The following is a 12,079-nucleotide window of genomic DNA, read 5'->3' as shown; positions in this document are numbered from 1 at the left end:
GCACGCCTCGAGGATCTCGCTGGCGTGCTTGCGTGGGCGCCCGACGCCGACGCGACGCGCCTGTGGGCGGGGCCGACGATCGGCTTTCCGGTCTCGCCGGAACAGTTGTGGGACAACCTGCATCACGCGCCCGGCGCCGCGTTCGTGCTTTGCGCCACGACGGACGGAGAAGTCGTGGGCTTTGGTCAGGTGATGACCCGCGAGGATGGCTTCGCCCATCTCGCCCGCATCATTGTCGCGCCGGCGCGGCGCGGCCAGGGGCTGGGGCGCGTGCTGTGCGTGCAGCTGATGCAGATCGCGCCGACGTTCCTGCCCGTCCATGCGTTTTCGCTCTACGTCTATCCGGAAAACCGGCGCGCACGGGCGCTTTACCGTCAGCTCGGTTTTGCCGACGCGCGCGAGGAGCGCGGCTTCCTGCGCATGGAGGCGCGGCTCTAGCGCGCGAATCCCGCGCGCTCGAACCGCGGCAAACGCAACCCGGAGCGTCCGGCGCTCAGCCGACGGCGTCTTTCAGTTGTTCGAACTTTCGCTGGGCGCGCTCGCACGCGATCTGGAAATCGCGCTCGGTGATGCCCGCCTTGGCGAAGTTGTCAGGCGTAACGTGCCAATAGCTCTCCTCGCCGGGCAGCCCGCCGAAGCGATCGGAGGCGGCGGTGGCGGCAAGTTTCAACAGGTGAATGATCGGGTTGTGCTTCCCGGCAGGCTGATAGTGATAGCGGATCGCCGTCACCGTCTCGTGCGGGAGGCGCCAGTGCAGGAGAATCTTCTCGGCCGCTTCGACGTTGGTGATGCCCCAGTGCTTCTGCTCCCACGCATCGAGCGCAGTTTCGCCGCTGTCACGGAAGGGCGGGATATTCCGGTCGTCGTGCGTGAGGCGTTCGAGCGCCATCATGCCAATCGTGCGCAGGAGGCCGACCGTGTAGCAGCTGCGGGGGCGTTCGCCCGCGGGCTTGGCCATTTCCTCCATCAGCAAGGCGACGAACAGCGTGTTCTGCCGCAGGTGCGCCGCGTTGAACGGATACAGGCGCAGCCGTTGCTCGGCGAGTTGGGCGTTGGCGACGACACCGACCAGACGGTGGACTTCGGCGAAGCCGACGAAAGCGATCGCGCGTTCGAGGGAACCGATCGGCTCGCTCGGGCAATAGGCCGCGCTGTTCGAGATGCGGATGACCTGCGCCACCAACGGCGGGTCGCGCCTCAACAGGCCAACGACATCCGTCGCGTCCGCCGCCGGGTCGTTCATGAGCTGGCCCAGCTCGACGAGCAGACGCGGCGCGGTCGGGAGCCGCGCGGCTACCGCCTGCAGCTCCTGTTCAGATACTGTGATGCTAATCATCCGATGCGTTGCATCGGACGTCCGCCCGGGCGCTTGAGGGAATTATTCCCGGGCCTCTCTCCCAGTAGCCGGCCAAAAGCCCAACGGAACGCCATTAATGCGCCGCGGGCGCGCTCGGCGTCGCCGGCGTGCTGAAACGCACAACGTAGTAAGTGGCTGGCTGATCGCCTACATGATGCCAGCCAAACTCCTGGTCCGAGGCGGCGAAGAAGAGGTCGCCCGGGCCGACGCGGATCGTCTGGCCCCCCGCCACGGCGTCCATCTGCCCCTCCTTCATCACGAAGAACTGTTCGTCGGGATGCTTGCCGCCGTGCTGCGGAGCGCCGGCATGCAAGGTCGTGACATGCAGTTCGAACTTCGGGAGCGTGCGCGTGCTGGCGTTCACGAAGTCGCGCCGCTCGGTCGCCGGGGAGGACTTCACCGGGATCTTCGCCCAATCCCAAACCGTCGAGCTGATCGCGGGCTTCTTGCCCGGCGGGATTTTTGCGCCGGCGGCGGTGTAGAAATTCAACACGAGGTAGGTCGCGGGCTTTTCCCCGACGTTCTTCACCCCGTGAAGATCGTTCGACGCCATGAACAGCACCGAGCCGGCGCCGATGCGGGTGTAGACGCCCTCGATGGAGGCCTCGAGCTCGCCGTCGAGGAGGATCATCATCTCCTCGCGCTCGTGGCGGTGGGCGTCGTGCGGCTTCGCCCCGGGCTGGAGCGTCGTGCGATGCACCTCGAAGCGCGTGAGCGTCGGCGTCGCCTGATCGCAATAGTCCGCGCGCGCGCTGGTCGGCTTGACCTGTTCCTTCACCTCGGACGCATGCACGACGAAGGAGCCGCCCGGCATTTCGTGCACGGGAAAGGCGGGCTTCTCCGCGGAGCACAAACGACCGGCCGCGAGCAGCACGGCGCCGAGAACAAGGATCGAACAGCGGGTTTTCATGGGAAGCGGGTGAAAGCGTCGCGCACGGCGGCGGCGAGATTTTCCGGCGCACCGCGCAGGGCGGTCGCGAGGTCGGTGCCCGACGGCGTGATCGAATGAGCGAGAAATCCCTCCGGGGGCGTCGCAACAGCGCCGGCGAAGACGTGGACCCTTTTCCCGAGCGCGAGCGCGCGACGCGCGATTTCGCCCGCCGCCTTGCCGGCGAGCGAGCTCGCATCGAAACGCCCCTCGCCTGTGATCACGATGTCCGCCGTGGCGAGGCGCGTGTCGAGTCCGAGCCACGCGGAAACCAGATCGAAACCGCGCAACAGCGTCGCGTCCGCAGCGCAATGCAGTCCGAAGGCCAGCCCGCCCGCGGCGCCGCAACCGGGTGTCTCGCAGAGCAGCGGATGTTTGCCCGCGAGTGTGCACAGCATCGCGGCGACGCGGCCGGTCATGTATTCGAGCCGCGTGAAATCCTCCTCGAGCAATCCCTTCTGCGGGGCGTAGACGCTCGCGGCGCCGAACGTGCCCATGAGCGGGTTCGTCACATCCGTGGCGACGTAGAGCGGCGGCAATGGCGTCGCGATGCGGCCGTCGATCTTCGCCAACGCAGCCCAGGTTTCGGGAATCGGATTCTCGATCGCCGCCCCGTCCGCCGCGCGCGCCGTGAGGCCGAGTGCGGCGAGCGCGCCGAGACCGGCGTCGTGCGTCGCGCTGCCACCGACACCGAGCACGATGGCGGAAACGTTCTCGCGCGCGGCGGCGAGGATGAGTTCGCCGGTGCCGCGCGTCGTCGTCCGCCACGGGTTGCGTTGCGCCGGCGGAACGAGGGCGAGACCGGACGCCTGCGCCATTTCGATGAGCGCGATTTTTCCGGCGCCCACCAGCGGCCGCGCCGCGGCGGGCGCTTCAGCGAGGCCGAACTGCGCCTCGACCGGCGTGCCGAGCGGGCCGGTGACCGTCACGCGGCGCAGTTCGCCTCCGGCGGCGCGCGTCAGGATTTCCGCGAAGCCATCACCGCCGTCGGCGAGCGGGCAGAGTTCGATCTGCCAGTCGGGCCGCGCGCTGCGCAGGGCTTCAGCGGCGATGCGACACGCCGCGGCTGCGTCGAGGGAGTCCTTGAATTTGTCGAACGCGACGAGAGCACGCATGGGAGTTTCGGCCAAGGGGAAGGCAGGGGGATTTTTTCCGGGCCGGCTGCCGTCGGTTCCGCGTGCCGCGGCGTCAGGCCTTCACCGCGAAGGGAGCGTGCGTCTCGCGCTTCAGCTCGCGCGTCATGAGCGCGTAGAGCGCGTCGGCCGGTTTCTTGTTTTCGTAGAGGATCGATCGCACCTCGGTCATGATCGGCGCCGTGATGCCGCGCTCGACGCAGAGGCCGTGAAACGCGTCGGTGGAACGGTGGCCTTCGACGACAGTTTTGCGACCGGCCATCAACTCCTCGACCGTTTTGCCCTCGCCGATGCGCTGACCGAACTCGCGATTACGGCTCCACGCGCCGTGGCAGGTCGCGACGAGGTCGCCGAAACCGGAAAGGCCGTAGAAGGTCTCGCGTTTGGCGCCGAGCGCTTCGCCGACGCGGACCATCTCGGTCAGCGCGCGCGTGAGCAGGGCGGCCTTGGCGTTGTCGCCGAGCTTGAGACCGTCGCAAAAGCCGGACGCGATCGCGTAGATGTTTTTCAGGCACGCGCCGTATTCGGCGCCGGGCAGGTCGTCGCTGGTGTAGATGCGCAGCGACGGGCTGCTCATGGCGGCCTGCACACGGGCGACGAACGCATCGGAGCGCGCGGCGGCGAGCACCATCGCGGCGGGCAACCCGCGCGCGACTTCGGCCGCGTTGGTCGGGCCGGTGAGCGTCGCGACGTTCACGCCGGGGAGGATTTCGGCCATGACCTCGCTCGGACGCAGGTGCGTGCCGATTTCGAGGCCCTTGACGAGACTGATGAAGAGCCGGAGGCGCTCGGCCTCAGCGAGCACGGTCTTGATCTGCTCGCACCAGGCGCGCAGCGCGTGCGAGGGGCTGGCGACGAGCACGACATCGGCGCCGATGAGGCCGGCGCGAAAATCGGAGGTGACGGTGAGATTTTCCGGGAGCTTGATGCCGGGCAGATAATCGCGGTTCTCGCGCGCGAGCTGCATCGCGAGCGCGTGCTCGGAGCGGCGGGTGATGAGCGTGGCATTCTGCCCGCAGCGCGCGAGGTGCGCAGCCACGGCCGTGCCCCAGGCGCCGGCGCCGATGATGGCAAAACGAACTGACTGCTCTTCCGTCACGCGGGGTAATCAGCTTTTCAGGAAACCGGGAATCTTCTCCCCGGCGAACATGTTTTCGTAGGCTTCGCGGGCGTTGACGAGTTCGAAGCGGTTGCCGGAGACGAGCACCTCGGCGGGCATCGGACGGGTGTTGTAGCGGCCGGCCATGGTGTAGCCGTAGGCGCCGGCGGTCATGAACGCGACGAGTTCGCCTTCGCGCACCTCCTGCAGCGTGCGATCCTTGGCAAAGCAATCGCCGCTCTCGCAAACGGGTCCGACGATGTCGGCCGTCAGCGCGGGGCGCGCGGAGTCGCGCACGACCGGCACGAGTTCGTGGTAGGCCTCATACATCGCGGGGCGGACGAGGTCGTTCATCGCCGCGTCGAGGATGACGAACGATTTGCCCTGGCCGCGCTTCACGTATTCGACGCGCGAGACGAGCACGCCGGCGTTGCCGACGAGGAAGCGGCCGGGTTCGAGGAGAATTTTCAGGCCGAGCGGCGCGAGAAGCGGCTTCAGCGCGGCGCCGTAGGCCTCGGGCGTCAGCGGGCGCTCGCCCTCGGGTTTCGCGTCCCACCACGCGGCGGCGCCGCTGGCGAGGGCATCCTGATAGACGACGCCGATGCCACCGCCGACGGAGAAGTAGCGGATGCCGTAGAGTTTTTTCAGCTCCTCGACGAACGGCAGCACCTTCTGCGCGGCCTCGACGAACGGGCCGACCTGCGTGAGCTGCGAGCCGATGTGCATCTGCACCCCCGTGAGCTCGACGTGCGGGTATTTCGCGGCGGCGGCGTAGGCGGCGGCGGCGAACTTCAGCGGGATGCCGAACTTGTTCTCGCTCTTGCCGGTGGTGATCTTGGCGTGCGTGTGGGCGTCGACGTCGGGGTTGATGCGGATGGCGATCGGTGCTTTTTTGCCGAGCTGGCCGGCGAGGCGATCGATGCGGGCGAGCTCGGGCTCGCTCTCGACGTGGAAGCTGTAAACACCGGTCTCGAGCGCGAGGCGGATTTCGGCTTCGGATTTGCCGACGCCGGCAAAGACGCTCTCGCCGGGCGAGCCGCCAGCGACGACCACGCGGCGGAGTTCGCCGCCGCTGACGAGGTCGAAGGCCGCACCGAGGTTGGCGAAGTGGCGCAGGACGGAGAGCGTCGAATTCGCCTTCATCGCGTAGCAGATCTTCAGATCGAGGCCCGAGAGGCTGGCGGCGAGTCTGCGGTAGTTGTCCGCGATCGTTTGCGCGCTGTAGACGTAGGTCGGCGTGCCGTGAAGGCCCGCGACCGTGCTGAGATCGACGCCCTCGGCGTGGAGTTGATTCCCGACGTAGTGGAAGTGGTGCACGGGTAAAGTCGCGATGAAAGGCAGGGGAATACCTAGATTGCCCTTGAACGGAAGAGCGATTTCCAAATGAGTTTTCACGTGAGCAGGTTCCTCCGTCAATTGCTGCAACGTGTGCCCGCGCGCCCGCCGCGCCGGCTCGACCAGCGGCTGCGGACGACCAGCTCGCGCCGCGCGCAGTTCGTGAGCTTTCTCGAGTCGAGCGGCTATCGCACGCACACGGTGGACACCTACGAACGCTCCCTGCAGCGCCGGCGCTTCGCCAAGTCGGCCCTGATGTGGGCGGCGGCGTTCGCGGTAGCGTGGGTGGTGATCGAGAGCGCGCGAGCGGTCTCGATTTTCTGAGCGAGGCGGGCGCAAAGTAAGTTGCGCGGCGCAGGCGGTCGCGCTTGCCTCGACCGGTGCATATCGACGCCGACCTGTATCCGTGGTTTTCCGTCGCCGCCCTCGTGTGGGGGCTCCTCGACTGTTTCTTCGGGTATCGCGTTTTCAAGCTGACCATCACGCTGCTCGGCGCAGTCACCGGTGCCATCCTCGCGCAAATGGCGGCGCAAGCCGCCGGCCTCGGCAGCGGCGCGGAAATCGCGGCGCTGCTCGTCGGCGCGTTGCTCGGCGCGGGGCTGGCGTTCCTGCTCTATCTCGCCGGCGTGTTCATTGCGGGCTTCGGCTTCGGGGCGACGCTCGCGCTGCTGCTGCTTTCCCATTTCCACCGGATGGTCGCGCTGCTCGCCGCGGTGATCGTGGGCCTCATCGGCGGCATCGCCGCGGTGAAGCTGCAACGCGTGGTGATCATCCTCGCAACGGCGTTGATGGGGTCGTTCCGCGCGATCCTCGCGCTGATGTATTTCACCAATCAGCTGGATTGGATCTACTACATCCGGCAGCCGCAGCAGATCCCGGCCGTGATCGACACGAACACCTGGGTTTTCCCATCGGTGCTCGTGCTCGCAGCGGTGGGCGCGATCGCGCAATTCGAAATCGGCGGCGGCAAGGGTGGCGGAGGCTCCGGCGCGAAAAAGAAGAAGGACAAAAAGGAAAAGTCCGAGAAGGACTAACGCCTTGCCGCGCGCCGGCCGGGCCGCACACTGCCCTTTCCCCATGAAAAACACCCTGTTGGTTTTCTGCGCCGCTTTCGCATTGGTCGTGTCGTTCACCGGTTGCGGCAGCCACATCCCCGTGAGCGTCGATCTCGAGTTGGTCTCCCTCGACCGGGGCACCGACGGCAACGGGAAGGCGACGCTGCGCTTTTTGAACCGCGGGGTCGTGGCCTACAATTTCAAGGAAACGACGACGCGCGTGCTGATCGACGGCAAGCCGGTGGGCACGATCGCGATCAAGCACGCCATGGGCATCCCGGCCAGTGTGGCCGTGGAGCAGAGCGGCATCTTCACGGCCGAGAAGGGCGCGGTTATCCCATCGGGGACCGCGCGCTACCAACTCGACACGCAGGTGATCGTGACGCTTTACGACGAGAACACGGAGAAACTGAGGCTCTCCGGCAGCGGCACCGTGGTGTTGAAATAAAAAGCGGCGCCGGATCGCTCCAGCGCCGCTGCCCGAAATCCGTTCGCCTTTAGGCGGCGAGCCGGCCGACTCGCGACTCAATGTGACGGACACCGAGCGGCGCCGGGAGGCGGATGGGCCGGGCAAGGTTGAGCGGCCGATACTCGCGGCTGTATTGCTCGAGCGTCCAGGCCGCGAGACCGGCGGCGAAGAAGAGGGCGGAAAATTCGGCGGTGTCGATGGCACCGCTCGCAAAGAAAACGAGACCGGTGGCGGTCGCGGCGAGGAAGGAGATCAGAGCGGTTTTCATAGGGATCAGTGAGTTGGTGCCATGAAAACCCGGGAACCGCGCGAAAGTTGCACCCCCGGGCCGAACGGCGGAGGGGCGGGATAAACGGCTGGGGGAAAAAAACGGCGCGGAGAACCGCGCCGTTGACGAATGGGAACTGGATGTTCGCTCAGCCCGCGCCGCCGCTCGCGTTGGAGACGGGGCTGAACTTCGTCTTCACGAGGGCGCGGACGTATTCGCGGTTCAGGCGCGCGATGAAATCGTGCGAGATGAGTTTCGGGCACACGGCGCTGCACTCGTATTGGTTGGTGCAGTTGCCGAAGCCGAGGTCGTCCATCGTCTTCACCATCGCGAGCACGCGGCGCTCGCGCTCGGGCTGTCCCTGCGGGAGGAGTGCGAACTGCGAGACCTTGGCGGCGACGAAGAGCATCGCGGAGGCGTTCTTGCAGGCCGCGACGCAGGCACCGCAGCCGATGCATTGGGCGGCGTCCATCGCGAGGTCGGCGTCTTCCTTCGGCACCGGAATGGAATTCGCGTCGGGCGCGGCGCCAGTGCGGACGGAGATGAAGCCGCCAGCCTGCTGGATTTTGTCGAAGGCGGAGCGGTCCGTCATCAGGTCCTTCTGGATCGCGAATGCTTTCGCGCGGAAGGGCTCGACGAGGATGGTGTCGCCGTCCTTGAAGGAGCGCATGTAGGTCTGGCAGGTGGCGATGCCTTTGCCGGGACCGTGCGGCTTGCCGTTAATCGTGCACGAGCAGGTGCCGCAGATGCCTTCGCGGCAGTCGTGCGCGAACGCGATCGGTTCCTCGCCTTTCTTCGTCAGCTCGTCGTTCACGACGTCGAGCAACTCGAGGAAGGACATGTCGGGATTCACGTTCGTCGCGGGGTAGTCGACGAACTTGCCGGACGCGGACGGACCGGCTTGGCGCCAGACGCGGAGGGTGACGTTGAAAAGCTTCTTGGAGGTGGGACCGTGAGCGACCATGGGAATCAGCGTTTCGATTTTGCGGGATCGGTTTTGAGAGTGGTGTGGAAGCCCATCTCGCGGACTTCGTCGGCGGTGGGCGGGGTCATGAGTTCGCGGATGGCGTCGAAGACGACTTTGAATTGCGCGTCGTATTTCTTTTCGATCGCGGAGAGCTTGCGCGCGAGGTCGGCGTGGCCGGCGATCATCTGGCGGAGGCGGACGAAGGTGCGCATGATCTCGATGTTCACCTGCACGGCGCGGGAGGAACGCAAGACGCTGGAGAGCATAGCGACGCCTTGCTCGGTAAAGGCATAAGGCGAATAGCGGCGACCTCCGCTGCCCACGCGTTTTGAGGTCACAGATTGTGACCTCAGAATGTCTTTGGTGGTCAATGCGTTGTCTTCATTCCCAAGGTTTGAGGTCACAATTTGTGACTTCAAAACCAGCTCGGTCTCTTGCGGCGTGAGCTTGAAAAGGAAGTCCGAAGGAAAGCGCTCCGGGTTACGCTTTACCGCCTGATTCAGCACCTTCGTGGAAACCTCGTAGAGTTCGGCCAAGTGGACGTCCAGAATCACCTTCTCGCCACGCAGCAGCAGAACGCGGCGCTCGACTCGCTCGGCGGGAAGGAGGGCGGCGTTCATGTGGGGAGGTGAGGATGTCCCAATTTGGGATATGCTCGGCGAGTCAGGCGCGGCTCACTTGTAGGAGCGGACGCTCATCTTGGTGAACTCGTAGTTCAGCGGCTCGACGTTGCGGAGCGGCGCTTTGCCTTCGCCTTGGTATTCCCAGGCGGCGACGTGGGCGAACTTCTCGTCATCGCGTTTGCATTCGCCGTCCGGGTGTTGGTATTCCTCGCGGAAGTGACCGCCGCAGCTCTCTTCGCGGGTAAGCGCGTCGAGGCACATGAGTTCGCCGAGTTCGAGGAAGTCGGCCACGCGGCCGGCATTCTCGAGCGACTGGTTGATCGTGGTGGCGGAGCCGGGGATTTTGACGTTCTGCCAGAATTCCTCGCGGAGAGCGGGGATTTCCTTGAGCGCGGTCTCGAGCGTCTGCTTGGTGCGGGCCATGCCGCAGTTCTTCCACATGATCTGGCCGAGGCGGCGGTGGAAGTGGCTGACCGGCTCCTTGCCGTTGATGGCGAGAAGACGCTGGTTGATGGCGGAGACGTTTTCCTCGGCCTGCTTGAACTCGGCGCGGTCGGTCGACGGCTTGTTGTTCGGCTTCTGGCCGGCGAGGTAGTCGCCGATGGTGTAAGGGATGACGAAGTAGCCGTCGGCGAGGCCTTGCATCAGCGCGGAGGCGCCGAGGCGATTGGCGCCGTGGTCGGAGAAGTTGGCTTCGCCCAGCACGAACAGGCCGGGGATGTTGGACATCAGGTTATAGTCCACCCAGAGGCCGCCCATGGTGTAGTGCACCGCGGGGAAGATGCGCATCGGCGTCTTGTAGGCGTTCTCGTTGGTGATCTCGTGGTAGATGTCGAAGAGATTGCCGTAGCGCTCGCGGACGCCGTTTTCGCCGAGCCGTTTGATGGCGTCGGAGAAGTCGAGGTAAACGCCGAGACCGGTCTCACCGACGCCGCGGCCTTCGTCGCACATGCGCATGGCGGCGCGGGAGGAGACGTCGCGCGGAGCGAGGTTGCCGAAGGACGGATAGATGCGCTCCAGGTAGTAGTCGCGGTCGGCCTCGGGGATGTCGGCGGGATTTTTCTTCGCGTCTTCCTTCTTCTTCGGGACCCAGATACGGCCGTCGTTGCGCAGCGACTCGGACATGAGCGTGAGCTTCGACTGGTAGTCGCCGGAGACGGGAATGCAGGTCGGGTGAATCTGCGTGTAGCAGGGATTGCCGAAGCAGGCGCCGCGCTTGTAGGCGCGCCAGATGGCGGTGGCGTTCGAGCCGCGCGCGTAGGTGGCGAGGTTGAAGACGTTGCCGTAGCCGCCGGTGGCGAGGATCACCGCATCAGCGCTGTGGCGCGTGATGGCACCGGTGATGAGATCGCGGACGATGATGCCCTTCGCGTGCCCGTCGACGAGGACGAGGTCGAGCATCTCGGAGTTGTTGTAGAGCTGCACGGCGCCAGCGCCGATCATCTTAGAGAGCGCGCTGTAGGCGCCGAGGAGGAGCTGCTGGCCGGTCTGACCGCGGGCGTAGAACGTGCGCGAGACTTGAGCGCCACCGAAGGAGCGGTTGGCGAGAAGGCCGCCGTATTCGCGGGCGAAAGGCACGCCCTGCGCGGCGCATTGGTCGATGATGTTGACCGAGACCTCGGCGAGGCGGTGGACGTTGGCTTCGCGGGCGCGGTAGTCGCCGCCCTTGAGGGTGTCGTAGAAGAGCCGGTAAACGCTGTCGCCGTCGTTTTGGTAGTTCTTGGCGGCGTTGATGCCGCCTTGGGCGGCGATGGAGTGGGCGCGGCGCGGGCTGTCGTGGAAGACGAAGCACTTCACCTTGTAGCCGAGCTCGGCGAGCGTGGCGGCGGCGGAGCCGCCGGCGAGGCCGGCACCGACGACGATGACCTCGTATTTCCGCTTGTTGGCCGGATTGACGAGTTTGATCGAGGCCTTGTGGTTGCGCCACTTGTCGGCGAGCGGGCCGGAGGGAATCTTGGAATCAAGTTTGGCCATGGCGGAAAAGGCTTAGAGGTGGACGTAGCCGCTCAGCACCGCGATCGGGATGAGGGCGTTGAGAAGGAAGTAACCCCAGCAGTAAACCTTGGCGAAGCCGTCGAGGCCGCGCGTCCAGTTCTCGTTCTTGAGGCCGAAGGTCTGGAACATCGACGAGATGCCGTGCGCGAGGTGGTAGCTGAGCAGACCGACGGCGATGATGTAGAACGCCGACACCGGCACGCTGCTGAAGCCTTGCACGACCATCTTGTAGACGTCGCGCACCATCGTGCCGTCGTGGAGCGCGTAGGTGTGCTGACTCCATTCGGGGTGCTGCGCGCGAATCGTGAAGTGCAGGAGGTGGTAGACGATGAAGGCGAGGACAACGATGCCGGTGCGGGCCATCACGCGCGAGGCGAGCGTGGCGCGGTTGACCTTGTCGATGCCGTAGGCGTCGGGGCGCGCGGCGCGATTCTCGAGCGTGAGCTGGATCGCGAGCCAGATGTGGACGACCACGCACGCGAGCAGGAACGCGCGCACGAGCCACAACGCCGAGCCAAGCGACTCGAGGAAGTGGCCGTAGTGGTTGATCTTCTCCGGCGGGAGGAAGATCTGGAGGTTGCCGACCAAGTGTCCCGTGACGAAGCCGAACAAGACGAGTCCGGTGAACGCCATGAGAAACTTCCGGCCAATAGATGACGTGAAGAGCGAGCCGAGGAGGTTCATCGCATGAGTGGAGTCGAAAGGCGCGTGGAGGGGTGACGCCGAGGTGGACCGCAAGAAACCAACGCACCTGCCGGATGTAAAGTGCGCCGCCCGGACCAATTTGGGCCGGCCGGCTTTATTAGGCTCCCTAACCCCGACAAGAAGAGCCGTCGCCACGAATCCACCA

General features: G+C 65.7%; 14 protein-coding genes. 4 read left to right on the top strand and 10 right to left on the bottom strand.

Annotation, left to right across the window (positions count from 1 at the left end; all coding sequences use genetic code 11):
• The first annotated feature begins 24 nt into the window (after positions 1–24).
• Complete coding sequence (locus tag KF715_13885; protein ID MBX3737782.1) at positions 25–438, top strand: GNAT family N-acetyltransferase; 414 nt, start codon at positions 25–27, stop codon at positions 436–438.
• Between the two features lie 55 nt (positions 439–493).
• Here the strand turns inward: KF715_13885 and KF715_13880 are convergent, their stop codons facing one another.
• The 5 genes from KF715_13880 to lysA all read right to left on the bottom strand — a co-directional run bounded on the left by KF715_13880 (position 494) and on the right by lysA (position 5,834).
• Positions 494–1,336: an HDOD domain-containing protein gene (locus tag KF715_13880; GenBank protein ID MBX3737781.1), complete on the bottom strand. Its 843-nt coding sequence runs from the start codon at positions 1,334–1,336 to the stop codon at positions 494–496.
• A gap of 94 nt (positions 1,337–1,430) precedes the next feature.
• The gene (locus KF715_13875) at positions 1,431–2,267 is read right to left on the bottom strand and encodes a cupin domain-containing protein (GenBank protein ID MBX3737780.1); all 837 of its coding nucleotides are present in this window, start codon (positions 2,265–2,267) and stop codon (positions 1,431–1,433) included.
• Positions 2,264–3,400, bottom strand: a complete 1,137-nt coding sequence (locus KF715_13870) for a glycerate kinase (protein MBX3737779.1) — start codon at positions 3,398–3,400, stop codon at positions 2,264–2,266. The genes KF715_13875 and KF715_13870 overlap by 4 nt, the downstream gene beginning before the upstream one ends.
• A 73-nt stretch (positions 3,401–3,473) precedes the next feature.
• Entirely contained in the window at positions 3,474–4,517 is a 1,044-nt protein-coding gene (locus KF715_13865) for an NAD(P)-dependent glycerol-3-phosphate dehydrogenase (protein ID MBX3737778.1), read from the bottom strand.
• A gap of 9 nt (positions 4,518–4,526) precedes the next feature.
• On the bottom strand, positions 4,527–5,834 hold the full coding sequence (gene lysA, locus KF715_13860) for a diaminopimelate decarboxylase (protein MBX3737777.1): 1,308 nt from the start codon (positions 5,832–5,834) through the stop codon (positions 4,527–4,529).
• A 78-nt stretch (positions 5,835–5,912) separates the two neighbouring features.
• On the opposite strand from lysA, the gene KF715_13855 reads away from it, so the two are divergent.
• From KF715_13855 to KF715_13845, 3 genes are read left to right on the top strand one after another with little or no spacing between them, the layout of a single operon-like run.
• Positions 5,913–6,176 carry a hypothetical protein gene (locus tag KF715_13855; protein ID MBX3737776.1) on the top strand — a complete coding sequence of 88 codons (264 nt, stop codon included), beginning with the start codon at positions 5,913–5,915 and terminating at the stop codon, positions 6,174–6,176.
• A 56-nt stretch (positions 6,177–6,232) separates the two neighbouring features.
• A complete protein-coding gene (locus tag KF715_13850; protein ID MBX3737775.1) occupies positions 6,233–6,886 on the top strand; it encodes a DUF4203 domain-containing protein in 654 nt (217 codons plus the stop codon).
• Between the two features lie 43 nt (positions 6,887–6,929).
• The gene (locus tag KF715_13845) at positions 6,930–7,355 is read left to right on the top strand and encodes a hypothetical protein (GenBank protein ID MBX3737774.1); all 426 of its coding nucleotides are present in this window, start codon (positions 6,930–6,932) and stop codon (positions 7,353–7,355) included.
• Between the two features lie 49 nt (positions 7,356–7,404).
• Here the strand turns inward: KF715_13845 and KF715_13840 are convergent, their stop codons facing one another.
• The 5 genes from KF715_13840 to KF715_13820 all read right to left on the bottom strand — a co-directional run bounded on the left by KF715_13840 (position 7,405) and on the right by KF715_13820 (position 11,913).
• Positions 7,405–7,644, bottom strand: a complete 240-nt coding sequence (locus KF715_13840) for a hypothetical protein (protein MBX3737773.1) — start codon at positions 7,642–7,644, stop codon at positions 7,405–7,407.
• Positions 7,645–7,792: 148 nt separating this feature from the next.
• Positions 7,793–8,608, bottom strand: a complete 816-nt coding sequence (locus KF715_13835; GenBank protein MBX3737772.1) for a succinate dehydrogenase/fumarate reductase iron-sulfur subunit — start codon at positions 8,606–8,608, stop codon at positions 7,793–7,795.
• 5 nt (positions 8,609–8,613) lie between these two features.
• Positions 8,614–9,231 carry an ORF6N domain-containing protein gene (locus KF715_13830; GenBank protein MBX3737771.1) on the bottom strand — a complete coding sequence of 206 codons (618 nt, stop codon included), beginning with the start codon at positions 9,229–9,231 and terminating at the stop codon, positions 8,614–8,616.
• 54 nt (positions 9,232–9,285) lie between these two features.
• The gene (locus KF715_13825; protein MBX3737770.1) at positions 9,286–11,208 is read right to left on the bottom strand and encodes a fumarate reductase/succinate dehydrogenase flavoprotein subunit; all 1,923 of its coding nucleotides are present in this window, start codon (positions 11,206–11,208) and stop codon (positions 9,286–9,288) included.
• Between the two features lie 12 nt (positions 11,209–11,220).
• A complete protein-coding gene (locus tag KF715_13820) occupies positions 11,221–11,913 on the bottom strand; it encodes a succinate dehydrogenase cytochrome b subunit (protein ID MBX3737769.1) in 693 nt (230 codons plus the stop codon).
• Between the last annotated feature and the right edge of the window lie 166 nt (positions 11,914–12,079).

The organism is Candidatus Didemnitutus sp. (genome assembly GCA_019634575.1).
Classification (GTDB): domain Bacteria; phylum Verrucomicrobiota; class Verrucomicrobiia; order Opitutales; family Opitutaceae; genus Didemnitutus.
The sequence above is the reverse complement of the archived record's forward strand: the minus strand, read 5'-3'. Positions and strand labels throughout refer to the sequence as shown.

What these genes read in the sequence shown, in the direction of transcription:
- KF715_13880 (MBX3737781.1), bottom strand. Translation starts at nt 1,336, where the DNA reads ATGATTAGCATCACAGTATCTGAACAGGAGCTGCAGGCGGTAGCCGCG.
- KF715_13875 (MBX3737780.1), bottom strand. Translation starts at nt 2,267, where the DNA reads ATGAAAACCCGCTGTTCGATCCTTGTTCTCGGCGCCGTGCTGCTCGCG.
- KF715_13870 (MBX3737779.1), bottom strand. Translation starts at nt 3,400, where the DNA reads ATGCGTGCTCTCGTCGCGTTCGACAAATTCAAGGACTCCCTCGACGCA.
- KF715_13845 (MBX3737774.1), top strand. Translation starts at nt 6,930, where the DNA reads ATGAAAAACACCCTGTTGGTTTTCTGCGCCGCTTTCGCATTGGTCGTG.
- KF715_13840 (MBX3737773.1), bottom strand. Translation starts at nt 7,644, where the DNA reads ATGAAAACCGCTCTGATCTCCTTCCTCGCCGCGACCGCCACCGGTCTC.
- KF715_13835 (MBX3737772.1), bottom strand. Translation starts at nt 8,608, where the DNA reads ATGGTCGCTCACGGTCCCACCTCCAAGAAGCTTTTCAACGTCACCCTC.
- KF715_13830 (MBX3737771.1), bottom strand. Translation starts at nt 9,231, where the DNA reads ATGAACGCCGCCCTCCTTCCCGCCGAGCGAGTCGAGCGCCGCGTTCTG.
- KF715_13825 (MBX3737770.1), bottom strand. Translation starts at nt 11,208, where the DNA reads ATGGCCAAACTTGATTCCAAGATTCCCTCCGGCCCGCTCGCCGACAAG.
- KF715_13820 (MBX3737769.1), bottom strand. Translation starts at nt 11,913, where the DNA reads ATGAACCTCCTCGGCTCGCTCTTCACGTCATCTATTGGCCGGAAGTTT.